Raw genomic sequence first — 21,860 nt, forward strand, 5'->3', positions numbered from 1 at the left:
CGCCCGACCGGCCATGATGCCCATTCCTGCCGCGGTGGGGCTACGTCCTTGGTCACCCCATCCGCTGGGCCATCTCGACGAGCCGGTTGGCATAGCCCCACTCGTTGTCGTACCAGCCGAACACTTTGACCAGGTCCCCGTTGGCCTGGGTGAGGGCCGAGTCGAACACGCACGAGGAAGCGTCGGCGATGATGTCGCGGGAGACGAGCGGATCGGTGCTGTAGCGCAGGATGCCGTGCAGGTCATTCTCGGCGGCCGCGGCGAAGGCCTCGTTGACCTCCTGCGTGGTGACCGGGCGGCTGAGCTGGGCGGACAGGTCGGTGATCGAGCCGTCCTCGACCGGCACCCGGATGGCGATGCCGTCGAGCCGACCGTTCAGCTCGGGTAGCACCTGGCCGACCATGCGGGCGGCGCCGGTGGTCGTCGGCACGATGTTCACCGCCGCCGAGCGGGCGCGGCGCGGGTCCTTGTGAGGGGCGTCCAGCAGCATCTGGTCACCGGTGTAGGCGTGGATGGTCGTCATGAAGCCGCGGACGAGGCCGAAGCGCTCGTGCAGCACTTTGACCATCGGCGCGACGCAGTTCGTGGTGCACGAGGCGAGGGAGACGATCTCGTGCCGGATGGGGTCGTAGGCGGCGTCGTTGACACCCGGCACGATCGTGACGTCCAGGTCTTTGCCGGGAGCAGAGAGCAGGACCTTGCGGGCGCCGGCCTTGAGATGGCTCGCCAGAGCGTCCCTGGTCCGGAAACGGCCAGTGGCGTCGATGACCAGCTCGACGTCGTGGGCACGCCAGTCGATCTCCGCCGGGTCGGCGTGCTTGCTGACCACGATCGTGCGGCCGTCCACTTCCAAGGCGGAGCCGGAGGAGGCGACGGGCAGGTCGAGCGGGCCATAGGTGGAGTCGTGCTTGAGCAGGTGAGCCAGCGCGGCCGGGTCGGTGATGTCGTTGACAGCGACGATGTCAAGGTCGGTACGCAATGCGCGACGCAGGACGGCCCGGCCGATCCTGCCGAACCCGTTGATTCCGATTCTCATGTCCGTATCGTCCGGCGTTGTGGGACCGACGCTTAGAGGCGACGGTCCTGCTTGTGATGGGACCTTCGGCCCCTCATGGGAACAACGTTGAGTGGCGTCGAACCGGCCGAGCCGACGCCATGCCACACGTCCTCGTTTCATCGGGCCGTCCGGCTGGCCCTCGCCCTCCGCGCCAGGTCGCACAGCGGCGGAGTCAAAGCGGCGGGAGCGTGACCATCCCGGCGATCAGCAGAGGACCGACAACGGGTCGGCCAGATGCCGCGCTACCACCGAGGCCGCTTGGGCCTGGGCAGTTCGTTACGCCCCCGCGCGGCCAGCAGCCCGGCGGTCTCGCCGTGGGAGAGTCCGGCGAGAGCATGCGTGGTGGCGTCCATGCTTCCACCAGATCATCCGCGGGCGCGCGAGCCGAAGGACCCCTCCTGCGGGGACCTTCGGCTCACCTTCACCTGAGTTCCTCCACCTTCGAAGGAGTGAACGCGTGCCGCACCGTGGCCATGAGCCACAATGCGATGGTGGCGTAGAACAACACCGCCAGCGCCAGCTCACTGGCCGCGATCAGCCCGAGCACACCCGCCAGGAACGCGATGCCACCCAGCGTGCCGGCCACGCCCGTGTACAACCTTCCCTTGCCCGCCGACATGTCGCCGGGCGAACCCAGCGCGCAGCCGCCCACCAAGCCGAGCAGCAGGATCGCCGCGGTGGCGCCGCGCACGCCGCTGATGACGGGCACGTCCGCGCCTTGAATGAAGGCTGCGTAGATGGCCACGTTCACGCCCACGACCACTGTCGCGAGAGCGTCCTTCCAGGTCAGCCTCATCTCTGCCACCTCCTTTCCCCTCGAACGTCCGCCCGGCGCGAGACGGCCGCCAGTGCCTTTGGTCCCCCCGGGCGGGGACGTTCGCCTGTGTCATGGTGTGAGCGGGGCAGCCACGATGAGGGTGTGCCCCACATGTGGAGGTGAACCGGTCATGGCAAGTGGACGGATGATCATGGAATCGCCGGCGCTCGAACCTCAGCTGCTGGTCCTGAAGAAACGGGTCACCGACCTCGAAGAGCAGGTGCGCACACTGATCGCCGCTAACCTCGCGCTCGTCCAGAGCGTTGAGCGCCTTCAGCGCACCCAAGAACACCTGGAGTGCTGTTGACTCCCCAAATCGGCACCACAATGGCAGGCATGTGGCTAGAGACGATAAGGCGCCTGCCGCAGTCCCCGCTGGGCGACGGCCACAAGCGCACCGCTACAGAGGGCGGTCACATGGGCACAGGGGCATAAAGCACGCCGTCGAGGGCAGCAGATACGACAACCGCAAGCGAGCCGAGGCACCCCCAGCAGGCACGGGGTGAGAGCGCCGGTGCCTGACAGAACAAGTGATGGCGTGACCGTGGCGGTTCGTCCGGCGTGATGCCGCGCCGCTGACCGTGCGCGCCACCGCGTCTTGTCCGACGTGGTACTCCTTTGGTGCTTGCTTGCCGCGTAGCCCGGCGCGTGGTGGCCGGTTCGGCCCCTGTTCCGGTGATGCCCGAAACCCTTTTGTTTTGGAGTGCGATGACGTCCCTGACTGGTGGTAGCCATGCCCAGATCACGCCCGTGGTGGACCCGTGCGGCCTGCGCATCAGCGGCGAGATCGACCGTGATACCCGGCCCTGCCTGGCTCGCGCTCTGACCTGGGCGGTAGCCGCCTGCAAGGGCGACGTCCACCTCAATCTGGGCGACCTGCACTTCATCGACGCTGCCGCGCTGCGGCTGATCGCCAATGTGGCCGCCGAGCTTCCCGCACCGCGCAGACTGATCCTCGATCCGGTCCCGCCACTGGCCCGTAGGCTGCTGAGCCTACTGGGCTGGCGCGTGAGCGGAGACATGCGTCTGTACACCCCGATCAACGGCCGCTCCCGTCCAGGGCCGCACGACGCGCCACCGATCACACCCGGCGAACCCGGATCCTGATTCCTGGCCGGCGCTCTCCAGTACACCGATGCCATGCGACGGCCCACCAGACGCCGACGATCAAACGACGCCAACCCAGCGCGGCCTCGCAGGCTCGTGTTCTCGCCTCCTCGCCAGCGCCTATGAGGACGCCGCACCCCGCGCAACGCCGCGACGAGTCGCATCGCGGCGCGCCTGCGGTCGGTGCTGCATGTGCAGGGTGAGCAGGGAGCCTAAGACAATCTGTTCCAGGGTGACCGCGTCGCACAGGTGCTGGATCACCCACAGACCGAAGCCGTGCGAGCGCGTGGGCTCCACCTCGACTGCTGCCAGGCGGTCGTGGGTCAGCCGGCCGGCCGTGTCGAGGATCTGTACGGTGACCCCCTCATGGTTGCTGCGCACGGTGATCGTGCCTGCCTGGCCACCATGGTCGAGCACATTGGTGACCGCCTCGTTGACCGCCAGCACCAGCTCGTCTGCCCGCTCACCGCCCAGGCCGCCGCGGGCGGCGTGGACGCGCACCAGGTCACGGATGAAGCCCAGGTCGAAGCCAATGGGGCAGCGCAGCTCGAACTCCTCAGTCATGACTGCCGAGCCCGCGCCGGTCGGGGTCAAAAAAGGGAGGTACGCGAGCTCCTCCGTTGGGTTTCCGGCTCGCCGATCGTTAAACGCGGAGGCGAAACCGGGCGGACAGGCCTCCGCGTCTGTTCGAGTGTCAAGCGTTCTCGTCAGGAGCCGTAACAGGAAGCGACGCGGCGAGGCTCTCGCCCCACTGCCTGGCCCGTTCCAGTTCACTGTCCACCAACGGCCCTTGCGTCCCCACGACGTAGAAGCTCTGTGCCGGCGCGAGTGCTCTGATGCCGAGGCGGCGCAGCCGCTTGGCGATGCCGCGAGCGGCCGAGCCGGGCATGCGCGGCTTGGCGATGCGGGTGTCGAACGCGGCCGAGCCGAGCCCTGCCGCGGAGGTGCTCAGCGTGGCCAGCCATTCGCGTACGCCGTCGCCGGGTGAGATCAGCGGCCCTGTGGCCTGCTGGGCGGCGGACTGGCGGGTGGAGGCCCTGCTCATGGAGAAGGCGTGCGTCGGCCCGCCCACCACGAGCAGCCCAACGGCCGGCCCAACCTGTGCGGGCGCGGAGCCGACCTCCACGACCTCGGCTCGCAATCGGCAGGACAACCCTTCTGCTACTGCTTCGGCGATCTGCTTGGTGTTGCCGTACATGGATTCGTAGACGACCAGCGCGTCCATCGCACGTCTCCTATCGATTCTCGTGGGGCAGTACCGGTTCCAGGTGGAACATGCCGGTGACAACTTGGCCGGGCCCTTCGGCCGGCCTGATACGTCCGGCGACGGCCGACAGCACGTCGCGGACCGTGACCATCCCGATCAGCCCGTCGTCCGACAGCACCGGCACGGCATCGCACCCGGTGTCGAGCATGACGGCGGCGACCCTGACCAGCGGAGTGTCCGGCCGGATCAGCGGTTTGTGCTCGCGCCTGAGCAATGTCCGGACCTGGCGGCTGGACTGCTCCTCAGGCCCTCCCGACCAGGACGCCGCCAGTTGCTCGCGGGTCAGGATGCCCAGCACGTGCCGGCCGTCGACGACCGGCAGATGGTGGACGCCGGCGCGCCGCATCAACTCCCAGGCCATCAGCGGCGACTCATCCGGTCTGACGGCCACCAGGATGCGGCTCATCACTTGCTCGGCGGTCAGCGACTCCGCGGTCATGGCGTCTCCTCTGCGTGCGGTCGTACGATCGCGACCGGGCAGGTCACGTGGTGCAGCACCCCGTGGCTGACCGAGCCCAGCAGGGCCGAGGCGAGACCACTCATGCCGCGCGAGCCGACCACGACCAGATCCGCCGACCGTGCCGCCTCGATGAGCGCGGTGACAGGATGCGCGCATCGCTGCTCGTCGCTGATGTCGACGTCGGGGTTGCGGACCCGCCAGGGCTCGACGCGCTCGTGCGCGGCGCGCATCGCATCCTGCATGGCGGCTTCGATCAGGCTGTTGTACGTGACGGCGTACGGCGAGTACATCGGCACCCGCCAGGCGAAGACGACGTGCAGCCGCGCCTTCCGTGCCCGAGCCTGCTCGACGGCATAGGCCATTGCGGCCTCCGAATGCCCGGAGCCGTCATAGCCGACCACCACCGTGTCGTAGCGCACCACGGCGGGAGCACGGACGATGACGACCGTTCCGGCGGCGTGCCCGGCCACGGCCAAGCCGACCGAGCCGACCACCATCCCGGCGAATCCGCCGAGCCCTCTGCTGCCCAGCACCAGGCTGTCCGCCGACTCCGATTCCGCGGTCAGATCCTTGATCACGTTGCCGCTGAGCAGCTCCGTCGTCACCTTGACAATGCCGGTGAGTTCCCGTGCCCGGTCGGCGGCGGCCTCCAGCGCGCCAGCGCAGTACTCGATGCCGTCGCTGTGCGGCCGCTGCTCGCATACGTGCACGATCCGCAGGGCCAGCTCGCGCCGCTGCGCGTCGGCGGCGGCCCACTCCACTGCCGCGGTCGCCGGTGCGGACCCGTCCACACCAACCGCGATGTGACTAGTCATCACGCCACCTTTCACATGTCGGACTCTCTCCCATCCACCTTCGCGAAAGGCAACTCTGTGCACCCGAGGCCTAAGTCCCTGGCAAGAGGCCATTGGTCCTCGATCGACATGAGGCGCCATCGACGAGTGCGTCGCGGGTTTCGGGGCGCCTCAGTCGACCAGATCGGACAGTGGGCGGCGGCGGACCGTTTCCTTGGCCTCGAACGTGATGCCGAGCCGCATGATCATCTGTGGGTACGCGCCCGAGCAGAGCTCCTGGCGCATGAACTCCCGCAAATGTTGCATTTCCAGCGCCTGCGCGTGGAAGGCGGCGCTCACCCCGTGCGCGGAGGCGTGCCTCGATGGAGACCGCCGATGGCCCCCGCCTGGGCGTTGTCGTGGAACGCGATGCGGTCACGAGTCTACCTTTGCCGTAAGCTATCGTAATTGCGAAAATGCGCAATTGCTCTGGACAACACCTGCCGGCCCGACTCGTGCGCACGGGGTGACGATCGACGAGGGCCTGCTGGGCCCGGGGGGAGAGGCGGGCGCGTGATGTCGGTACCGCTGTACGAGGCCAAGGCCGAGCTGTTCCGGCTGCTCGGTCACCCGGTGCGGATCCGGGTGCTGGAGCTGCTGCAGGACGGGCCGAAGCCGGTCCGGGACCTGCTGGGCGCGATCGAGGTGGAGCCGACGGGGTTGTCGCAGCACCTGGCGGTGCTCCGCCGCTCCGGCATGGTCAGCGCGCAGCGCGAGGGCGCCACCGTGATGTACGCGCTGGCCGGCGGCAACGTGGCCAACCTGCTGCGCGCGGCCCGCGAGCTCCTGACCGAGAAGCTGTCAGGGCAGAACGAGCTGCTCAGCGAGCTGCTTGCGGAAAAGTCCGAGAACGGCGCCTTGTGACCGTGTTGATGTCGGCCGGCTGGGCCCGCCTGCGCTCGGTGCTGCCCGCCCGCGCCGAGTTGGCCGCCATGGGCCGCCGCCCGCGCCGGGATCTGCTGGCCGGGCTGACGGTGGCGATCGTGGCGTTGCCGCTGGCGCTCGGGTTCGGCATCTCCTCCGGTCTCGGCGCGGAGGCCGGGCTGGCCACCGCGGTGGTCGCCGGCGCGATCGCCGCTTTCTTCGGCGGCTCGGGCCTGCAGGTGTCCGGCCCGACCGGCGCCATGACTGTCGTCCTGGTGCCGATCATGCACGCCCACGGCGCCTCCGGCGTGCTCACGGTCGGGGTGCTGGCCGGGCTGCTGCTGATCGCGCTGGCGCTGGCCCGCGCCGGCCGATACATAGCCCTGGTACCTGCCCCGGTGGTGGAGGGCTTCACGCTCGGCATCGCCTGCGTGATCGGCCTGCAGCAGATCCCGGCCGCTCTCGGCGTTCCCGCCCCGGCCGGGGACAAGGTGAGCGTGGTGGCTTGGCAGGCCCTGCTCGATTTCGTCGCCGACCCGGCCTGGTGGCCGCCGGCGATCGCGGCCGGCGTGGCCGCGCTCATGCTGGCCGGCGCACGCTGGCGGCCCACCGTGCCCTTCTCCCTGCTCGCCGTGGCCGCCGCCACCCTGGCCGCTGAGCTGACCGGGCTGGAGGTGGCCCGGATCGGAGACCTGCCCGCCGGACTGCCCGCCCCCTCTCTCGCCTTCCTCGATGTGGCCGCGCTGGGCTCGCTGATCGCCCCCGCCGTGGCGGTGGCCGCGCTGGCCGGCCTGGAATCGCTGCTGTCGGCCGCGGTCGCCGACGGAATGAGCGTCAGCCACCGCCACGACCCGGACCGGGAGCTGTTCGGCCAGGGCCTGGCCAACCTGATCACACCGATGTTCGGCGGCGTCCCGGCGACCGGGGCGATCGCCCGCACCGCGGTCAACGTCCGCTCCGGCGCCCACTCACGCCTGGCCGCGCTGGCGCACGCCGCCATCCTGGCCGTGATCGTGTTCACTGCCTCCGGCCTGGTCGCCAAGATCCCGCTGGCCGCCCTGGCCGGCGTCCTGCTCGCCACCGCGATCCGTATGGTCGAGGTCGGCTCGGTGGCCGCCATGCTGCGCTCCACCCGCGGCGACGCCGTCGTGCTGGTCCTCACCGCCCTGGCCACGCTGGCGCTCGACCTGGTCCAGGCCGTCATCCTCGGCCTGATCGTGGCCGGCGCGCTCGCGCTGCGCGCCATCGCCCGCGACGTCCGTCTGGAGGCCATGCCGCTGCGCCCGGACCTGCCTATCGACCACACCGACGAAGAACACACCCTCCTGGCCGAGCACATCGTCGCCTACCGCCTGGACGGACCGCTGTTCTTCGCCGCCGCCCACCGCTTCCTGCTGCAGCTGTCCGAGGTCGCCGCCGTCTCCGTGGTGATCCTGCGCATGTCCCGCGTCACCACCGTCGACGCCAGCGGCGCCCTGGTCCTGGCCGACGCCATCGAACGGCTACAACGACGCGGCATCACCGTCTACATCTCCGGCATCCGCGACGGCCACCACCAGCCCCTGCACGCCCTGGGCGTCATCGCCCGCCTGGACCAGGCCGGGCACGTCTTCGCCACCACTCCTGACGCCATCGCCGCCGCCCGCGACCACCTGCACCACACCGGCATCCTGCCCACCTCCACCAGGGATAGCACCCCGGTCCGCGCCCAGCCGATCGGCGAACCATAACCCGCCGCCAACCACCCACCGCGGTTGCGGGCGATGTCGGTCACGGCTATGCCGCGCTCACGATGTCCGGGCGTAGGCGATCAAGCGCCGCCCTCTGGAGGTGGCCCAAAGCGGACCGCTTCCCACCAGCACACCAGTACCGCCGTGAACACCCGGAGGCCAAAGGCACCGATGTGAGGGACCTTCGTCCCTGGTCGCCTCAGTCCATCACCGGCAAGCGTGAAGAGGGAAAGCCGACGAGGAGGCACAGTGAAGGCACTCATGTACCACGGGCCGGGTCAGCGGTCATGGGAGGAGACTCCCGATCCACAGGTGGTCGAGCCCACGGACGCGATCGTACGAGTGGACGCGGTCACCATCTGCGGCACTGACCTGCACATCCTGAAGGGCGACGTGCCCGCCGTGCAGCCGGGCACGATCCTCGGCCATGAAGCGGTCGGCACAGTAACGGCGACCGGAGCCTCGGTCACCACCCTCAAGCCAGGAGCCCGCGTCCTGGTGTCGTGCATCTCGGCGTGCGGGCGCTGCCGCTACTGCCGCAGGGGCATGTTCGGCCAATGCCTGGGTGGCGGCGGATGGATCCTCGGCCACCGCATCAACGGCACCCAGGCCGAGTACGTGCGAGTTCCCTTCGCCGACACCTCCACCCACCTGCTGCCCGAGGGCGTCTCCGACGAAGCGGCGCTCATGCTGGCCGACATCCTGCCCACCGCCTACGAGGTAGGCGTGCTCAACGGCCGCGTACGACCGGGCGACACGGTCGTGGTCGTCGGCGCCGGCCCGATCGGCCTGGCCGCGATCGCCACCGCCCAGCTCTTCACGCCGAGCCACATCATCGCCGTCGACCCCGCCCCGGCCCGGCTGGAAGCCGCGAAACGCCTCGGCGCGGACGTGATCGTCGGGGTCGGCGACGACCCTGCCACCGCGATCGGCGAGCTGACCGGCGGGCTGGGCGCCGACGTCGCCATCGAGGCCGTCGGCATTCCGGAGACCTTCGAACTGTGCACCCGACTGGTGCGGCCCGGCGGACACGTGGCCAACGTGGGCGTGCACGGCGAACCGGCCACCCTCCATCTGGAGGACCTGTGGATCCGCAACGTGACCATCACCACCGGCCTGGTCGACACCCACTCCACACCGACTCTCCTGGACATGATCGCCGCCGGACGCCTGGACCCCAGCGGCTTCATCACCCACCGCTTCGCACTGCACGACATGGCCGCCGCCTATGAGACCTTCGCCGACCCGAAGTCGACGGGTGCGGTCAAGGTGGTCCTGTCCCGCAGCTGACGGACCTGCGCCTGGAGCTGATGGTCACGGGATCGCCGTCGGGGTCCGGGCCTTCACCACAGGCATCATGGCCACGGCTGGTGCAGATCCGCTACGGCAGAGCCGGCTGGTACGGCTACGACTGGATCGACCGATGAAAGCACTCGTCTGGTCAACCAGTGGCGGCAACGCTGACCGCTCACCCTGGCGACCATCGTGTGGATTCTGCAGGGACGTTGGTCCCGCCCGCCGATGCCCTTCGACCGATGTGGTCCCGGACTCCGCCGACAAGAGTGAGATCGGACATTCACCATGAGGAGGAATGATGACGGTCACCGAGGTCGAGGTCGGTGCATGGCGCGGCTTCCAGGGGACGGACTGGCGCTCGGCGGTGGACGTGCGCGCGTTCATCCAGGCCAACTACACACCGTACGAGGGCGACGCAAGCTTCCTGGCAGGACCGACGAAGCGCACGCGAGCCCTGTGGACGGAGGTGTCGGCGCTGTTCCCCGAGGAGCGCGCGCGCGGGATCTACGACATCGACGCCACAACTCCGTCGTCGATCACCTCACACGGGCCGGGCTACATCGACCTCGGCCGTGAGCTGATCGTTGGCGTGCAGACCGACGCGCCGCTGAAGCGGGCCATCATGCCTACCGGCGGGCTGCGCATAGTTGAGAACGGCCTGGCCGCCTACGGCCACACCCTCGACCACCACGTGAAGGAGATCTTCACCAAATACCGCAAGACTCACAACGACGGCGTGTTCGACGCCTACACCCCCGAGATCCTGGCCGCCCGCCGCTCCGGCATCATCACCGGTCTGCCCGACGCCTACGGCCGTGGCCGCATCATCGGCGACTACCGCCGCGTCGCCCTGTACGGCGTTGACCAGCTGATCGCGCATAAGCACGCCGACTTGCGCTCCCTGGACTCCTGCCCGGCCACCGACGCGGTGATCCGCGACCGCGAGGAGCTGTCCGAGCAGCTCAGAGCCCTGGATGAGCTGAAGCGCATGGCCGTCTCCTACGGCCACGACATCTCCCGCCCGGCCGCCACCGCCCACGAGGCCGTTCAATGGCTTTACTTCGGCTACCTGGCCGCCATCAAGGAGCAGAACGGCGCCGCCATGTCACTCGGCCGGACCTCGACGTTCCTGGACATCTACCTGGAACGCGACCTCGCCGAAGTCCGCATCACCGAGGAGCGGGCCCAAGAGCTCGTCGACGACTTCGTCATCAAGCTGCGCATCGTCCGCTTCCTGCGCACCCCCGAATACGACCAGCTCTTCTCCGGCGACCCCACCTGGGTGACGGAGTCGATCGGCGGCATGGGCGACGACGGTCGCACGCTCATCACCCGTACGAGCTTCCGCTACCTGCAGACGCTGCGCAACCTCGGCCCCGCCCCCGAACCCAACCTCACTGTCCTGTGGTCGCCTGGCCTACCGGAACCGTTCAAGAGATTCTGCGCCACCTTGTCGATCGAGACCAGCGCCATCCAGTACGAAAGCGACGAGCTCATGCGGCCCCGCTTCGGCGACGACACCGCCATCGCCTGCTGCGTATCGGCCGCCCCGGTCGGCCGGCAAATGCAGTTCTTCGGCGCCCGCGTCAACCTCGCCAAAACGCTCCTGTACGCGATCAATGGCGGCCGTGACGAGATCACCGGCGCCCAGATCGGCCCGGCGTACCCGCCGCTGACGGGCGACCTCCTCGACTACGAGCAGGTCATGGCCGCTTTCGACCGGATGATGGACTGGCTGGCGCGCACCTACGTCAACGCCCTCAACATCATCCACTACATGCACGACAAGTACGCCTACGAGCGCATCGAGATGGCCCTGCATGACTACCCGGTCAAGCGCACGCTGGCCTGCGGCATCGCCGGCCTGTCCGTCGCCGCCGACAGTCTGTCGGCGATCAAGCACGCCCGCGTCAAGGTGATCCGCGACGCGACCGGCCTGGCGGTGGACTACGAGCTCGACGGCGACTACCCGGCCTACGGCAACAACGACGACCGCGCCGACGCCATCGCCGTCGACCTCGTCCGCTCGTTCATGGAAAAGGGCCTGCCAGTAGGAGCGGAACGGCGAGTCGGGTTTAGTGTCACATCTGGTGACGCTGTGCGGGATGATGATCAGCGGCGGGCCCCGTCGTGATCTCTGGCGGGGGTCATTGATCAGCCGATATCTCTACAGGAGAGGTTCCTGATGGCCCTGCCGGCGAGGACGGCGGAGCAGCGTGCGAAGGCGCTGGAGAAGGCGGCCGAGGCGCGTACGGCACGTCGTGCGCTGTTGGCGGAGGTGGCCTCCGGCGCGGTGAGTGTGGCGGAGGTGCTCGAGCGCAGCGGGCAGCATCTGGTCGGCAGGACACGGGTGGTTGCGGTCCTGCGGGCCGTTCCCGGATATGGGCCGGCCAGGGTCGCGGCGTTGATGGCCATCTGCGGGGTGGAGGAGAAACAGCGTGTTGGCGCGGTGAACGAGCAGCAGCGCGAGCGACTTGTGCGGGCTTTGATCAGCTGACAGTGCCCGGGGTTGATCGTGTGCGCTATCGCAGCTCTGCGTCCGGGTGAGGCTGGCTCTGCAGGCGATGGCGAAGGTCGGCCTGCTCCGCTGTCAGCGCCTGGCCCGGGCGTGGGATGCGGGCCGGGCGGGGTGGGGGATGTCTTCGCCTTGCAGGAGGGCGAAGTCGGCGTGGGCCGCCTCGACGGCTTCGGGGTAGGCCTGTGTCTTCTCGTGCTCGGCGAGGGCCCGGTAGATGCTGGCCAGGGATGGGTTCTCGCCTTTGCGTTTCCCGGTCGGGATGATCAGGTTCTTGCGGATGTCTTCGACGCGTTCTCCGGCGGCTCTGCGGCGTAGCACGGTGTGCAGCATGTCGTCGGTGATGACCGGGGGGCGGCCGCCGTGGTTGCCTTTGCGGGCGGCGGCGTCCAGGCCTTCCAGGGTGGATTCGCGGATGGCTTCGCGTTCGGTCTCGGCCATCGCGGCGAAGAACGCGAACAGCATCCGGCCTGGCCCGGACGGGTCGTAGATGCCAGCCAGCGGCCCGGCGAGCATCTCCAGGACCAGGCCGTGCGCGGTCAGGTGGTCGGCCAGCGCGGTGAGTTCGGCGGCGTCGCGGCCCAGCCGCTTCATCTCGTAGACGGCGAGGATGACCCGGCAGTGCGGGGCGTGCGCCTTGATCTGCCGGGCGAGCGTGAGCGCGGCCTCGAACTGCGGGCGCACCTTGACCCGGGTGGAGATCTTCTCGGCGAAGATCTTCTCCCGCGGAATGCCGTGCGCGGCGAGCGCGTCCAGCTGCGACTGCAGTTCCTGGGTGAGGGCGGAGCAGCGGGCGTAGCCGATCCGGATATCGGCCGACGGCCCATCGTCCCTGAGCGGCGCGGGCGGCGGTGTGCCCGGCCGCCACGGCTGGCCCGGGTTGCGGTCGGCCGGGGTGATCACCCGCAACAGCTTGGCCAGCCGGGGGATCTTGGTGAAGCGGCCGGTGTGGTAGGTGCCGGCCACCGCGCCCGAACGCGACCGGCACGGCGAACCCGCCGCGACGGCACATCGCGGGCACGGGTGACGCTCGACCTCATCAGCGTCACGGGTGCCTTCCTCGGCGATAGCGGACAGATGAGCTGATTTGGCGTGTTCGCGGGGTTCCGGGACCTCGGTCATGCCCCAGATGCTCTCACAAACATTTCCCAGAATACGGAGATCCACAGACTTGCATGAGAACGAGTTCTGAGAAGAAATCAGCCTCTCTGGCGATCAGAACCAACCCTGCGAGGCCGTCCGGTGATCTTCTCTGGCAATCGCTCGTTTTTGAGAACGCGAACGCCTGGCTCATCCGCGGTGGCGTACACAGGGGTGACCGCAGGAACCGGCGTCACGAGCCCCGGACCGCGTTGATCTCTGGTTCTGCAAAACGGCCGGCGGCCCTGCCTGTTGGGAGGCGAGCCACCGGCCTGGGTGATGGGGGCGGGTCAGGCTGGGTTGTGGACTATCTGGTGCACGGTGCCGCCCGGTTCGGTGCGGAAGTGCAGGCCCTTGGCGGCCAGGCGCTTTTCCATCTCGTCGGGGTTTTGATCGGCGGTCTCGGGCAGCAGGTAGTACTCCTCTAGCAGGGCGCGGGCGGCGTCGTTGTCGCTGACCGCGCAGTCCCAGATGACCTGCCCGCCGTCGAGGCGGATGTCGAAGGCGAAGAACGCGCAGCACGCCTTCTCCCGTGCGGCCAGGTCCCGCACCTGCTCTTCGACGCCGGGTTCGGCGCGCAACTGGAAGCGGATGCCCTGCGCGGTCTTCTCGCGGCTGATGAGGTGCTGGCCGAACAGGCTCCGGTATTCGTCCAGGCGCTGCTGTGGGGTGTCGGGGGCGGTGGTCATGTCACACACGATGGGAGTGGAAGCGGGCGGGACGTCCATGGCGGGACTCCTTCGCGATACAGAGTCGCCGCTGTCTTGCGGCGCCGTCACCCTAGACCTTAGAGTCTGGACCATAGTCCAGAGTCAAGAGGCGGGGTCACGTGAAGATCGGACAGGTCGCCAGCGAGGCCGGGGTCAGCGTGGACACGGTGCGCTTCTACGAACGGCGCGGCGTCTTGCCTGCCGCTGAGCGCAGGCCGTCGGGGTATCGCATCTTCGACGCCGCGGCGGTGGAGCGGATCCGCTTCGCCAAGGGCCTGCAGGAGCTGGGCTTCACCTTGGATGAAGTGGTCGACGCGCTGGCCGCGCACGACGCGGGCGGGGCCACGTGTGACAGCGAGCGGTGGCGGTTGGAGGCGGTGCTGGAGCGGATCGACGCCAAGATGGCCGAGCTGGCCAAGGCCCGGCGGGCCGCCGTGGAGAGCCTTCAGGACTGCCGGACCGGCCACTGCCGGTTCGGCCAAACCACGCGCGGGTGAAAGGCCCCGGCAGCGTGTCGCCGCCGGGCGCGCGGGTGAGCACCATGATCCGCTCGGCGAGCGGCTAACGCAGGGGCATCAACCTGGGTACCACCCGAACGTAGATGACCATGCCCACCACTTCCACCAGGGTCTGGGTAACCACGACCGCCGCGGCGATGGTCAGCGCGTCGGGCAGCGCCAGCGCGAGCGGCAGCACGACCAGAGAGTTGCGGGTCGCGCCGGTGAACACGATCGCCCGCCCGGCCGGCACGTCCAGCCGGAACAGGCGGGCGACGGCGAGGCCGGCGACGGCCATCACGACCAGGAACAGCACGTAGAACGGCACCACGGCGGCCACCGCGGCCAGGTTGCCGTCCAGCTTGGGCACCTGGGAGGCGACCACCGTAATGAGTGTGGCCGCCATCAACGGCACCATCGCCGCGCCCGCCCCGTGGGCGAGCGCGCGCCCGGCCGGGCGGCGGGCCGCCCACGCCTGGGTGAGCCAGGCCAGCGCCAGCGGGATGACGATCAGCACCACGAACGCCTCGACGAACGGCCCCGGCTCGACCACCGTGGTCAGCTCGGCGCCCATGAACGCCACCAGCAGCACCGGCAACGCGACCATCTGGGCGAGCAGCAGCAGCGGGGTGGCGGCCAGCAGGCGCCGGCTGTCGCCCCCGGCTAGCCCGGTGAAGACGATCACGTAGTCGACGCACGGCGTCAGCAGCACCAGCAGCACGCCGAGGCGCACCGCCTGGTCGGCGGGCAGGAAGGCGAACATCGCCGCGACCACCAGCGGCACCACGACGAAGTTCACCACCAGCGCCGCCGCTAGGAACCGGCCCGCCCGCAGCGAGCGCGCCAGTTCGGCCGCGGGCACCTGCAGGAACGTCACATACAGCAAGGCCGCCAGCACGGGGTTGATCGCATGCTCCAGCACCGGCCCCAGCCCCGGGGTGGCCCACCCCGCTACGGCCCCGGCGGCGATCGCCCCCACGTAGATGGCGACCTGGTGCCGCTCCATCCCGGTCACCAGCCTTGCCGCCGGGCCCGGCACCTGCTCTGCCTGCTGCGTCACCACTCATCTCCCGCTCGTGCCGTCCCATCGCCCGAGGCGACGGTACCGGCGCCGCCTAACCGATTCAGCACCGAGGGACGCGGAGCGTGCCGAGCTCGAAATCAGCACCCGCAACCGCTCCCACCACAGCCGCAGCCGGCCCCCGTGGCCGCGCCGGCGGCCGTGCGCGAGGTACGGCGGCGGTGCAGCCACCACATGCCCGCCGCGGCGGCGATCAGCAGCCCGGCCACGGCTAGCAACGTCTGTTCGGCCAGCGCGGCACTGGCACCGGTGAGCAGCCCGGCGCCGATCAGCACCGGCAGTGCACAGCAGGCCGCGCACGCCAGCACGGCCAGGGCGGCGGTGACCTTACTGCGCCGCGGCGGCCCGCCACCGTCGGTGATGCGCTCGCCCGGCCCGCCGCCGCGTGCGGTGACAGGCACGGTGACAGGTCCGATGGACGCGCGATGGTCGTGGTCGGTGCTCACGTCGTCAGCTCTCCGCAGGAGGGTTGGGGGCACGCTGGCCTTCGGCCAGGTCGGCGAACGGCAGGGGGCAGTCGGGGCAGGTGCAGTGGGTCAGGCTGTCGCAGCCCGCGCTGACCACCTGGACGAGCGCCGCCCGGATGGTGGTCAGGTCGGCGATCTTCGCCTCCACTTCGGCGATCTTGGTTTGGGCGCGCTCCCGCAGGTCCGGGGTGGGGTGGCCGCGCCGGCCGGTATCGAGAAGCTCGGCCACCTCCTCCAGGGTGAAGCCGAGCCGCTGCGCGGCCTTGATCACCGTGAGCAGGGTGACGGTCTCCGGCGGGTAGGCACGATGCCCGCCGGGGCTGCGCGCCGGTTCGGCGATCAGCCCGCGGCGCTCGTAGTAGCGCAGCGTCTGCAGGTTGACCCCGGCCTGCTCGGCGACCTGCCCGCTGCGCAGATACGGCCGGCCCAGACCGGCCTGCAGCACGATGTCCTGCCTCACGACGGCCTCCCCGCCACGGCGGCCGCGCCGCCGGTCGTGCTCGTGGGCGTGCTCGCGCGGCCGCTCTCGAACGCCAGCCCGGCCTGCGCCCAATCCTCCTTGCCGCCCGCGTAGACGCGTACGTCGGCGTACCCGAGCCGGGCGAACGCCGCGGCAGCGATCTTGGAGCGGTTGCAGTACGGGCCCGAGCAGTAGACGACCACCGGGGCGGCCCGGTCGGGCGCCACTCGCTCGGCCAGCTCGGCCGACACCTGGTCCGGCACGTTGCGCGCGCCGGGCAGGTGCTCGGCGGCGAAGGCGTCGACCGGCAGGGCCTCCACCAGCTGCACGCCCCCGCTCTCCAGCAGCGCCAGCAGATCCTCACGCGAGATGCGCTCCATCACCAGCCTCCTCTCCCAGCCGCGGACCGCGACCAATACCCGCCGCGCCTCACGCGGGCGCCGCCACGCCGGCGCGCCCGGTCAGCGCGTCCAGCACCTCGACGTGCTCGGCCGGGACCGCCACCTCCAGCACCAGGCTGCCGTCGGCGATGGTCAGGGTGAAGACGAAGAAGGAGCAGCAGCCGTTCTCCCGCGCGGCCAGCTCGGCGGCCCGGGCGGCGTGCTCCGGGCTGAAGACGAGCTCCAGCCGCAGCCGCGTCGGCTCGGGCCGCACGACCGCCTGGACTGCGTCAGCGAACAGAGCGTCGAACTCAGCCACCCGCAGCGGCTGGTCGGCGCTGGGCAGGGTGCACGCCGATGGCACCCACTCCTGGTCAAGAGCGATGTTCTGTGTCATACCTCGACGGTAAACCTGTACCCAGGTACCGAATGCAAGCCCTCACCGCAACCTGGGCGGCGATCACCGATGGGCACCACGGCGATGGTCGCTTCGGCGGAGGATCCGGGCACCAGGTGGATGGAGTCTCCCGGCTGGGCTGAGGCGAGCGCGTGGGGGTCGGCCGGGCGCGCGTGATGGTAGAGGACGCGGCGTTGAAAGTCGTCTAGGAGGATCTGCCGTCCGGCGAGGTTCACCTGAACCTGACTGGTGAGCAAGACGCCGAACTCCGGGTCGGTGGGCGGCGGGGCGCCGGAGGCGCCACGGGTCATGGTGATCTCCGACCAGGTGGTGCGGACTTCCTCGCCGCGCAGGAGCCGCGCAAGCTGGATGAGTTCGCCGATCTGCTCGGGGGTGACCTCGTCCAGGTCGGGGACGGTCACGCGGTCGAAGGTGTGGGCCTGCACGGTGAGCAGCGCCTGCAGGAAGGTGACCGTCCAGCGGGCCATGCCCGGCAGGGGTGAGGCGCGCACTTCGGATTCCTCCGGCCGCCAGAGCGAGGTGAGGGGGCGACCGCCGCGAACCGCGACGACGAGTCCGGTGGTGGCGGGGAGGTCGGCAACCATCTGCATCGCCGGCAGTACGTCGGCGGGCGTCTTGCCGACGACGGAGGACAAGGTCATGTTGACCCGGTTGCGGTCGGGTCCGTTCAGCCAAACCTGTAACTCCAGGACACCCGGAGCGGTCGGTGCCCGACAGCCACACGCCGGGCCCGTCCACCCCGCGCGAGATCTGCACGTCGACCAGTTCCAGTGTGTGCGCCACCGTGCCGTCTGCGGCCAGCATCCGGATCTCCAGGTCGGGGCGGTCGTTGCCGGCGCCGGTGGGGACCATGAAGCTGAACCGGCCGGGCCCGGGGGACCTCAGCAGACCCGGCGGCCCGGTCACGCTGGTGACGGTGCCGGGCACGTCATGAAACGGGGCGCCGTAGCGCAGCCAGTCCTCGATCGCCTGTTGCTCAGGCGAGCCGACCGGGACCTCGAGTTGCACCGAGGTGGTGATCGGCCGCAGCCGCAGCGACTCGGCACAGCGGGGCAGCAGCCGCATCAGCAAGTAGGAGCCCTCGTCCAGTTGCCGGTAGTGCACCCAGGCCACCGGCACGGGGCTGTGCAGGTCACCGTCCCACGCCTGCTCACGCACGCGGCCGGAGCGTATCTGCACCTCGTAGCAGTAGAAGGGGTCGACCTCGTTCAGCGCGGCGGCCAGGCTGCGCTGACGCGCGATGACGGCGTCCAGCAGGTCCTCTGCCGGAACCCCCGGGGGCACCTCGCGGCCGCCCTGCAGCGCCTCGGCCATCAGCCGTGCCAGGCGCTGCCCGCCATCACCGAAGAAGTACTCCACCAGGGCGGGATTGCCGGCGGCCAGGCCGTCCAGCGTGCGGCCACCCATCCAGCGGGTACGGATGCCGTGACCGGCGGTCAGCTTGGCCAGCCAGTCGAGCCGCGGGTTGCTGGGCTCCCACGGCGTCACCAGGGTCCAGGAGCGCACCGGCAGCACCGGCAGCGTCTCGGCGACGAAGGTGTTCCAGGAGGCTTCCACCTTGCGCGCCTGACCGGCCGTCAGTGGGCGGCTGTAGCGCTTGACCTGGTAGACGTCGTAGCCGTCGGGGTTCTCCACGCGTACGTCGACGCCTCGGTCTCCCTTGGAGGGGGTGGGCTGATTGCCGTGCGGGTGCTTGAGCAGCAGCAGCGCCGCGACGAACTCCTCGACCTTCTCCCCGGGCTCGCGCTCCCAGTTCACCGTCGTCATGCCTCACAGACAAGCAGAAGGCGGCGACATTTCGCCCCGTCACCGTCACGCGGTGGGGTGGGCGGCGGCCATGACGCCGTGCACAGCTTCGGTGATGCGGTCGGCGGCATGGTCGGGGTCGGGCTGACCGGCGTCCAGCCAGGCGATGACGGCCTCGATGGTCATGGTGGGGATCAGGTTCGCGGCCCAGTCCAGCCACGGGCCTTCGGGGATGCGCCGGGCGAGGTTGCGGTGGGCGATCTCGCGGGAGGCGGTGGTGATGGAGTCGATCAGGTCGCGGAAGTCGGGTTCGCGGGCGGCGTAGCGGAACAGCAGCCGGAAGCCGTCGGAGTCGGCGGCCGCGGCGCGGAGCAGGGCGGGGATGGTGTTCGCGTCGTAGTCGTCGACGCCGGTGCCGGTGGCTTCGGCCAGCCGCAGGCAGGCGCGGTCCAGCGCCGCCCGGTACAGGTCGGCCTTGGACTCGAAGTGCCGGTACAGCATCGCGCGGGTCAGCTCGGCTTCGGCGGCCACGTCGTCCAGGCCGGTGCCGGCGTATCCGGCACGGGCGAAGGCGCGGGTGGCCGCGTCCAGGATCTGCTCACGCCGCTCGGCGCGGCGCAGCCGCCGTACCGGCGCCTGCGGGGCCGGAGCGGTCCCCGTCATCTGGGCCGTCTGGGCCGTCTGGGCGCTGTCCGCGTCGGGGTTGCTCATCCGCACTCCTCCACTTGTGGAACTCAAAGTATACAAGTAGCGTTCTAGACATTCGAGTATACAAACACTCGTCTACCTTCTGGAGGAGTCATGTCCGATCCCGCCCGGCTGCCGTTCGAGCAGCCCGGTCCCCTGCAACCGCCGCCGTTGGTACGCCAGATGCAGGCCCAGGGCCCCATCCACGCCATCCGCACCGCCGTAGGCGACCCCGCCTGGCTCGTGACCGAGTACGCGCAGGTGCGCGCCCTGCTGGACGACGACCGGCTCGGCCGCGCCCACCCCGAGCCCGAACGCGCCTCCCGCACGGGCGAGTCGGCGCTGTTCGGCGGCCCTCTCGGCGGCTTCGACACCGAGCAGACCGACCACCGACGGATGCGCTCGCTGCTGCAGCCGCACTTCTCGCCCAAGCGGATGCGCGCGCTGCGCGGCCGCGTCGAGACGCTCACCGCACGCCTGCTGGACGAGATGGCCGCCGCCGGACCGCCCGCCGACCTGCACGCCACGCTCGCCCTGCCGCTGCCCATCGCGGTCATCTGCGAGCTGCTCGGCGTGCCGTTCGAGGACCGCGAGCAGTTCCGCGCCTGGACGCAGGACGCCGCCGACATCACCGACCGCACCCGCTCCGAGCAGGGGCTGACCGAGCTGTTCCTCTACGGGCAAAAACTCGTGGCCCGTAAACGCGCCGCCGGCGATGCGGACGCCGACGTGATTTCCCGGCTGGCCGCCACCGACGGGGTCAGCGACGACGAGGCCGCCGCGATGGGCATGTTCCTGCTGTTCGCCGGACATGAGACCACGGTTACCGCGATCGGCACGGGCGTGATGTGGCTGCTGGCCAACCCGGGCCAGTGGCAGGCCCTGGTCGCTGATCCGTCCCGGGTCGACGCCGCGGTGGAGGAGATCCTGCGCGCTCCCCGTCTGGGCGGCGGCGGCATCCCCCGTTACGCCCGCACCGACCTGGACATCGCCGGCGTGCAGGTGCGGGCCGGGGACCTGGTGCTGCTGGACACCGGCGCGGCCAACCACGACCCGGCCGTCTTCGCCGACCCCGACCGGTTCGACCTGCACCGGCCCGCCATGCCGCACCTGTCGTTCGGGCACGGCGCCCGCTACTGCGTCGGCGCCCCTTTGGCCCGCATCGAGCTGCAGGTGGTCTTCGCCCAGCTCGCCGCCCGCTTCCCCACCCTCAAGCTGGGGTGTGCGGTGGAGGAGCTGACCTTCGACAAGCGCACGCTGACCGGCGGGCTGACCGCGCTGCCGGTGGCATGGTGACCGGCATGAGCACGGTGAAGACGAGCAGACGGCGGCCGCTGTTCGGCCGGATGTATCCCAAGATGGCCGCCGCCATGGACGAAGGCGGCATGACCGAACGCCGCCAATCGCTGCTTGCGGGCCTGACCGGCGAGGTGGTCGAGGTCGGCGCCGGGCACGGCGTCAACTTCGCGCACTACCCGGCCGAGGTGACGCAGGTGGGGGCGGTAGAGCCCGAGCCGCGGTTGCGCGCGCGGGCGCAGGCCTCCGGCGCCGAGGCCGCGGTTGCCGTGGAGGTGGTGCCGGGCGTGGCCGAGCGCCTGCCGGTGGCGGATCACAGCGTGGGGGCGGTGGTGTTCTGCATGGTGCTGTGCTCGCTGCCCGATGTCGGCGCGGCGCTGGCCGAGGCGCGGCGGGTGCTCAAGCCCGGGGGCAGATCCGTTTTCTGGAGCATGTGCGCGCCGACACGCGCGGCCTGGCCCGGGTGCAGGATGTGCTGGATGCCACCATCTGGCCGCTCATGGTCGGCGGCTGCCATCTCGGCCGTGACGCCGAGGCCGAGATCCGGCGGGCCGGGTTCCACATCGATCGCCTGGATCGCTTCCTGTTCCCGCCCGCGCGCACCCCGGTCTCCTTCCACATCCTCGGTACGGCCATACGTGGTGGCGATGAGTGAGCGGCGCGGCAGGGTCAACGTCGCCGGGGTGACCAAGGCCTTCGGGGACGGTCAAGGCGGTCGATCACTCAGCTTCACCGTCGAGCTGGCGAACATGCAGAAGTCAAAGATCGGTACTGGCAAGCGGGAGGAACGACATGAGCACCACACCAATCGCACTGACTGCGGCCGGCTTCGATGACGAGCTGACGAGCGCCGGAACGCAGCCGTTCCTGGTGGACTTCTGGGCGCAGGGGTGCGGGCCGTGCAAGGCGCTGGCCCCGTGATGGCGCTCTGTGATTTTGGCTCTGGCGATCTTTGTGTGATGCCGTCACAGGCAGTGGTCGAGGCTCCCGCCCGTGACTGATCGCAATCGTGTAACTGGCCGCGTATAGGAG

29 protein-coding genes are annotated in these 21,860 nt (G+C 70.0%); 13 read left to right on the top strand and 16 right to left on the bottom strand.

Translation table 11 applies throughout. From position 1 onward, the window contains the following. Positions 1 to 52 precede the first annotated feature (52 nt). Both gap and ACIBX3_RS51095 read right to left on the bottom strand, forming a co-directional pair. The gene (gene gap / locus ACIBX3_RS51090; RefSeq protein ID WP_397128017.1) at positions 53 to 1,036 is read right to left on the bottom strand and encodes a type I glyceraldehyde-3-phosphate dehydrogenase; all 984 of its coding nucleotides are present in this window, start codon (positions 1,034 to 1,036) and stop codon (positions 53 to 55) included. Positions 1,037 to 1,478: 442 nt separating this feature from the next. Continuing rightward, complete coding sequence (locus ACIBX3_RS51095) at positions 1,479 to 1,853, bottom strand: hypothetical protein (protein ID WP_397128018.1); 375 nt, start codon at positions 1,851 to 1,853, stop codon at positions 1,479 to 1,481. Positions 1,854 to 2,004: 151 nt separating this feature from the next. Between ACIBX3_RS51095 and ACIBX3_RS51100 the strand changes: the two genes are divergently transcribed. Beyond that, entirely contained in the window at positions 2,005 to 2,181 is a 177-nt protein-coding gene (locus ACIBX3_RS51100) for a hypothetical protein (RefSeq protein ID WP_397128019.1), read from the top strand. Between the two features lie 371 nt (positions 2,182 to 2,552). Continuing rightward, positions 2,553 to 2,981 carry an STAS domain-containing protein gene (locus ACIBX3_RS51105; RefSeq protein WP_397128020.1) on the top strand — a complete coding sequence of 143 codons (429 nt, stop codon included), beginning with the start codon at positions 2,553 to 2,555 and terminating at the stop codon, positions 2,979 to 2,981. A 120-nt stretch (positions 2,982 to 3,101) separates the two neighbouring features. On the opposite strand, the gene ACIBX3_RS51110 is transcribed toward ACIBX3_RS51105, so the two are convergent. The 5 genes from ACIBX3_RS51110 to ACIBX3_RS51130 form a co-directional block, all read right to left on the bottom strand. Next, a complete protein-coding gene (locus ACIBX3_RS51110) occupies positions 3,102 to 3,545 on the bottom strand; it encodes an ATP-binding protein (protein WP_397128021.1) in 444 nt (147 codons plus the stop codon). Positions 3,546 to 3,675: 130 nt separating this feature from the next. Next, positions 3,676 to 4,206, bottom strand: coding sequence for a flavodoxin family protein (locus tag ACIBX3_RS51115; RefSeq protein WP_397128023.1), 531 nt, complete (start codon positions 4,204 to 4,206; stop codon positions 3,676 to 3,678). Between the two features lie 10 nt (positions 4,207 to 4,216). Further along, positions 4,217 to 4,687 (bottom strand): HPP family protein, encoded by a 471-nt coding sequence (locus tag ACIBX3_RS51120; protein ID WP_397128024.1) that lies wholly within the window; start codon positions 4,685 to 4,687, stop codon positions 4,217 to 4,219. Continuing rightward, positions 4,684 to 5,523, bottom strand: coding sequence for a universal stress protein (locus ACIBX3_RS51125; protein ID WP_397128025.1), 840 nt, complete (start codon positions 5,521 to 5,523; stop codon positions 4,684 to 4,686). The genes ACIBX3_RS51120 and ACIBX3_RS51125 overlap by 4 nt, the downstream gene beginning before the upstream one ends. Before the next feature lie 150 nt (positions 5,524 to 5,673). Continuing rightward, the gene (locus tag ACIBX3_RS51130; RefSeq protein ID WP_397128026.1) at positions 5,674 to 5,841 is read right to left on the bottom strand and encodes a hypothetical protein; all 168 of its coding nucleotides are present in this window, start codon (positions 5,839 to 5,841) and stop codon (positions 5,674 to 5,676) included. Positions 5,842 to 6,057: 216 nt separating this feature from the next. Here ACIBX3_RS51130 and ACIBX3_RS51135 point away from each other — a divergent pair, with 216 nt between their 5' ends. From ACIBX3_RS51135 to mihF, 5 genes are all read left to right on the top strand, one after another. Further along, positions 6,058 to 6,405, top strand: a complete 348-nt coding sequence (locus tag ACIBX3_RS51135; protein WP_397128027.1) for an ArsR/SmtB family transcription factor — start codon at positions 6,058 to 6,060, stop codon at positions 6,403 to 6,405. A gap of 8 nt (positions 6,406 to 6,413) precedes the next feature. Further along, entirely contained in the window at positions 6,414 to 8,135 is a 1,722-nt protein-coding gene (locus tag ACIBX3_RS51140) for a SulP family inorganic anion transporter (protein WP_397128046.1), read from the top strand. 249 nt (positions 8,136 to 8,384) lie between these two features. Next, positions 8,385 to 9,425 (top strand): zinc-dependent alcohol dehydrogenase family protein, encoded by a 1,041-nt coding sequence (locus ACIBX3_RS51145; RefSeq protein ID WP_397128028.1) that lies wholly within the window; start codon positions 8,385 to 8,387, stop codon positions 9,423 to 9,425. Between the two features lie 304 nt (positions 9,426 to 9,729). Beyond that, a complete protein-coding gene (locus ACIBX3_RS51150; RefSeq protein WP_397128029.1) occupies positions 9,730 to 11,565 on the top strand; it encodes a pyruvate formate lyase family protein in 1,836 nt (611 codons plus the stop codon). Between the two features lie 51 nt (positions 11,566 to 11,616). Continuing rightward, positions 11,617 to 11,928, top strand: coding sequence for an integration host factor, actinobacterial type (mihF, locus tag ACIBX3_RS51155; protein ID WP_397128030.1), 312 nt, complete (start codon positions 11,617 to 11,619; stop codon positions 11,926 to 11,928). 93 nt (positions 11,929 to 12,021) lie between these two features. Here mihF and ACIBX3_RS51160 read toward each other — a convergent pair whose 3' ends face one another. Both ACIBX3_RS51160 and ACIBX3_RS51165 read right to left on the bottom strand, forming a co-directional pair. Next, positions 12,022 to 13,068, bottom strand: a complete 1,047-nt coding sequence (locus tag ACIBX3_RS51160; protein ID WP_397128031.1) for a recombinase family protein — start codon at positions 13,066 to 13,068, stop codon at positions 12,022 to 12,024. A gap of 308 nt (positions 13,069 to 13,376) precedes the next feature. After that, a complete protein-coding gene (locus tag ACIBX3_RS51165) occupies positions 13,377 to 13,775 on the bottom strand; it encodes a hypothetical protein (protein WP_397128032.1) in 399 nt (132 codons plus the stop codon). A 140-nt stretch (positions 13,776 to 13,915) separates the two neighbouring features. On the opposite strand from ACIBX3_RS51165, the gene ACIBX3_RS51170 reads away from it, so the two are divergent. After that, positions 13,916 to 14,293 (top strand): MerR family transcriptional regulator, encoded by a 378-nt coding sequence (locus ACIBX3_RS51170; protein ID WP_397128033.1) that lies wholly within the window; start codon positions 13,916 to 13,918, stop codon positions 14,291 to 14,293. Between the two features lie 64 nt (positions 14,294 to 14,357). Here the strand turns inward: ACIBX3_RS51170 and ACIBX3_RS51175 are convergent, their stop codons facing one another. From ACIBX3_RS51175 to ACIBX3_RS51200, 6 genes are all read right to left on the bottom strand, one after another. Further along, the gene (locus tag ACIBX3_RS51175; protein ID WP_397128034.1) at positions 14,358 to 15,353 is read right to left on the bottom strand and encodes an arsenic resistance protein; all 996 of its coding nucleotides are present in this window, start codon (positions 15,351 to 15,353) and stop codon (positions 14,358 to 14,360) included. 101 nt (positions 15,354 to 15,454) lie between these two features. Next, positions 15,455 to 15,820 (bottom strand): hypothetical protein, encoded by a 366-nt coding sequence (locus ACIBX3_RS51180; RefSeq protein WP_397128035.1) that lies wholly within the window; start codon positions 15,818 to 15,820, stop codon positions 15,455 to 15,457. Positions 15,821 to 15,824: 4 nt separating this feature from the next. Then, positions 15,825 to 16,301: a MerR family transcriptional regulator gene (locus ACIBX3_RS51185; protein WP_397128036.1), complete on the bottom strand. Its 477-nt coding sequence runs from the start codon at positions 16,299 to 16,301 to the stop codon at positions 15,825 to 15,827. Further along, complete coding sequence (locus ACIBX3_RS51190; protein WP_397128037.1) at positions 16,298 to 16,681, bottom strand: rhodanese-like domain-containing protein; 384 nt, start codon at positions 16,679 to 16,681, stop codon at positions 16,298 to 16,300. Before ACIBX3_RS51190 ends, ACIBX3_RS51185 begins: the two co-directional genes overlap by 4 nt. 49 nt (positions 16,682 to 16,730) lie before the next feature. Next, positions 16,731 to 17,078: a hypothetical protein gene (locus ACIBX3_RS51195; protein WP_397128038.1), complete on the bottom strand. Its 348-nt coding sequence runs from the start codon at positions 17,076 to 17,078 to the stop codon at positions 16,731 to 16,733. Next, positions 17,075 to 17,740 carry a hypothetical protein gene (locus tag ACIBX3_RS51200; protein ID WP_397128039.1) on the bottom strand — a complete coding sequence of 222 codons (666 nt, stop codon included), beginning with the start codon at positions 17,738 to 17,740 and terminating at the stop codon, positions 17,075 to 17,077. The genes ACIBX3_RS51195 and ACIBX3_RS51200 overlap by 4 nt, the downstream gene beginning before the upstream one ends. Before the next feature lie 65 nt (positions 17,741 to 17,805). Here ACIBX3_RS51200 and ACIBX3_RS51205 point away from each other — a divergent pair, with 65 nt between their 5' ends. Continuing rightward, entirely contained in the window at positions 17,806 to 18,033 is a 228-nt protein-coding gene (locus ACIBX3_RS51205; protein ID WP_397128040.1) for a hypothetical protein, read from the top strand. Positions 18,034 to 18,540: 507 nt separating this feature from the next. Next, complete coding sequence (locus ACIBX3_RS51210; protein ID WP_397128041.1) at positions 18,541 to 18,669, top strand: hypothetical protein; 129 nt, start codon at positions 18,541 to 18,543, stop codon at positions 18,667 to 18,669. A 242-nt stretch (positions 18,670 to 18,911) separates the two neighbouring features. Here the strand turns inward: ACIBX3_RS51210 and ACIBX3_RS51215 are convergent, their stop codons facing one another. After that, entirely contained in the window at positions 18,912 to 19,556 is a 645-nt protein-coding gene (locus tag ACIBX3_RS51215) for a TetR/AcrR family transcriptional regulator (RefSeq protein WP_397128042.1), read from the bottom strand. A gap of 90 nt (positions 19,557 to 19,646) precedes the next feature. Here ACIBX3_RS51215 and ACIBX3_RS51220 point away from each other — a divergent pair, with 90 nt between their 5' ends. The 3 genes from ACIBX3_RS51220 (at position 19,647) to ACIBX3_RS51230 (ending at position 21,749) form a co-directional block, all read left to right on the top strand. Then, complete coding sequence (locus ACIBX3_RS51220) at positions 19,647 to 20,828, top strand: cytochrome P450 (protein WP_397128043.1); 1,182 nt, start codon at positions 19,647 to 19,649, stop codon at positions 20,826 to 20,828. Between the two features lie 62 nt (positions 20,829 to 20,890). Next, entirely contained in the window at positions 20,891 to 21,664 is a 774-nt protein-coding gene (locus ACIBX3_RS51225; protein WP_397128044.1) for a class I SAM-dependent methyltransferase, read from the top strand. Then, positions 21,621 to 21,749: a thioredoxin family protein gene (locus ACIBX3_RS51230; RefSeq protein WP_397128045.1), complete on the top strand. Its 129-nt coding sequence runs from the start codon at positions 21,621 to 21,623 to the stop codon at positions 21,747 to 21,749. Before ACIBX3_RS51225 ends, ACIBX3_RS51230 begins: the two co-directional genes overlap by 44 nt. Positions 21,750 to 21,860 lie beyond the last annotated feature (111 nt).

Origin of the sequence: Nonomuraea sp. NPDC049480, from assembly GCF_044465905.1 — a bacterium.
Lineage (GTDB): Bacteria > Actinomycetota > Actinomycetes > Streptosporangiales > Streptosporangiaceae > Nonomuraea.

Excerpts from the sequence above, each read along its gene's own strand:
- ACIBX3_RS51150 (WP_397128029.1), top strand. The coding sequence starts at position 9,730 with ATGACGGTCACCGAGGTCGAGGTCGGTGCATGGCGCGGCTTCCAGGGG.
- ACIBX3_RS51165 (WP_397128032.1), bottom strand. The coding sequence starts at position 13,775 with ATGACCACCGCCCCCGACACCCCACAGCAGCGCCTGGACGAATACCGG.
- mihF (WP_397128030.1), top strand. The coding sequence starts at position 11,617 with ATGGCCCTGCCGGCGAGGACGGCGGAGCAGCGTGCGAAGGCGCTGGAG.
- ACIBX3_RS51195 (WP_397128038.1), bottom strand. The coding sequence starts at position 17,078 with ATGACACAGAACATCGCTCTTGACCAGGAGTGGGTGCCATCGGCGTGC.
- ACIBX3_RS51230 (WP_397128045.1), top strand. The coding sequence starts at position 21,621 with ATGAGCACCACACCAATCGCACTGACTGCGGCCGGCTTCGATGACGAG.
- ACIBX3_RS51215 (WP_397128042.1), bottom strand. The coding sequence starts at position 19,556 with ATGAGCAACCCCGACGCGGACAGCGCCCAGACGGCCCAGACGGCCCAG.
- ACIBX3_RS51225 (WP_397128044.1), top strand. The coding sequence starts at position 20,891 with ATGGCCGCCGCCATGGACGAAGGCGGCATGACCGAACGCCGCCAATCG.
- ACIBX3_RS51120 (WP_397128024.1), bottom strand. The coding sequence starts at position 4,687 with ATGACCGCGGAGTCGCTGACCGCCGAGCAAGTGATGAGCCGCATCCTG.
- ACIBX3_RS51160 (WP_397128031.1), bottom strand. The coding sequence starts at position 13,068 with ATGACCGAGGTCCCGGAACCCCGCGAACACGCCAAATCAGCTCATCTG.
- ACIBX3_RS51105 (WP_397128020.1), top strand. The coding sequence starts at position 2,553 with ATGCCCGAAACCCTTTTGTTTTGGAGTGCGATGACGTCCCTGACTGGT.
- ACIBX3_RS51095 (WP_397128018.1), bottom strand. The coding sequence starts at position 1,853 with ATGAGGCTGACCTGGAAGGACGCTCTCGCGACAGTGGTCGTGGGCGTG.
- ACIBX3_RS51110 (WP_397128021.1), bottom strand. The coding sequence starts at position 3,545 with ATGACTGAGGAGTTCGAGCTGCGCTGCCCCATTGGCTTCGACCTGGGC.
- gap (WP_397128017.1), bottom strand. The coding sequence starts at position 1,036 with ATGAGAATCGGAATCAACGGGTTCGGCAGGATCGGCCGGGCCGTCCTG.
- ACIBX3_RS51200 (WP_397128039.1), bottom strand. The coding sequence starts at position 17,740 with ATGACCTTGTCCTCCGTCGTCGGCAAGACGCCCGCCGACGTACTGCCG.
- ACIBX3_RS51115 (WP_397128023.1), bottom strand. The coding sequence starts at position 4,206 with ATGGACGCGCTGGTCGTCTACGAATCCATGTACGGCAACACCAAGCAG.
- ACIBX3_RS51100 (WP_397128019.1), top strand. The coding sequence starts at position 2,005 with ATGGCAAGTGGACGGATGATCATGGAATCGCCGGCGCTCGAACCTCAG.
- ACIBX3_RS51220 (WP_397128043.1), top strand. The coding sequence starts at position 19,647 with ATGTCCGATCCCGCCCGGCTGCCGTTCGAGCAGCCCGGTCCCCTGCAA.
- ACIBX3_RS51140 (WP_397128046.1), top strand. The coding sequence starts at position 6,414 with ATGTCGGCCGGCTGGGCCCGCCTGCGCTCGGTGCTGCCCGCCCGCGCC.
- ACIBX3_RS51190 (WP_397128037.1), bottom strand. The coding sequence starts at position 16,681 with ATGGAGCGCATCTCGCGTGAGGATCTGCTGGCGCTGCTGGAGAGCGGG.
- ACIBX3_RS51125 (WP_397128025.1), bottom strand. The coding sequence starts at position 5,523 with ATGACTAGTCACATCGCGGTTGGTGTGGACGGGTCCGCACCGGCGACC.
- ACIBX3_RS51135 (WP_397128027.1), top strand. The coding sequence starts at position 6,058 with ATGTCGGTACCGCTGTACGAGGCCAAGGCCGAGCTGTTCCGGCTGCTC.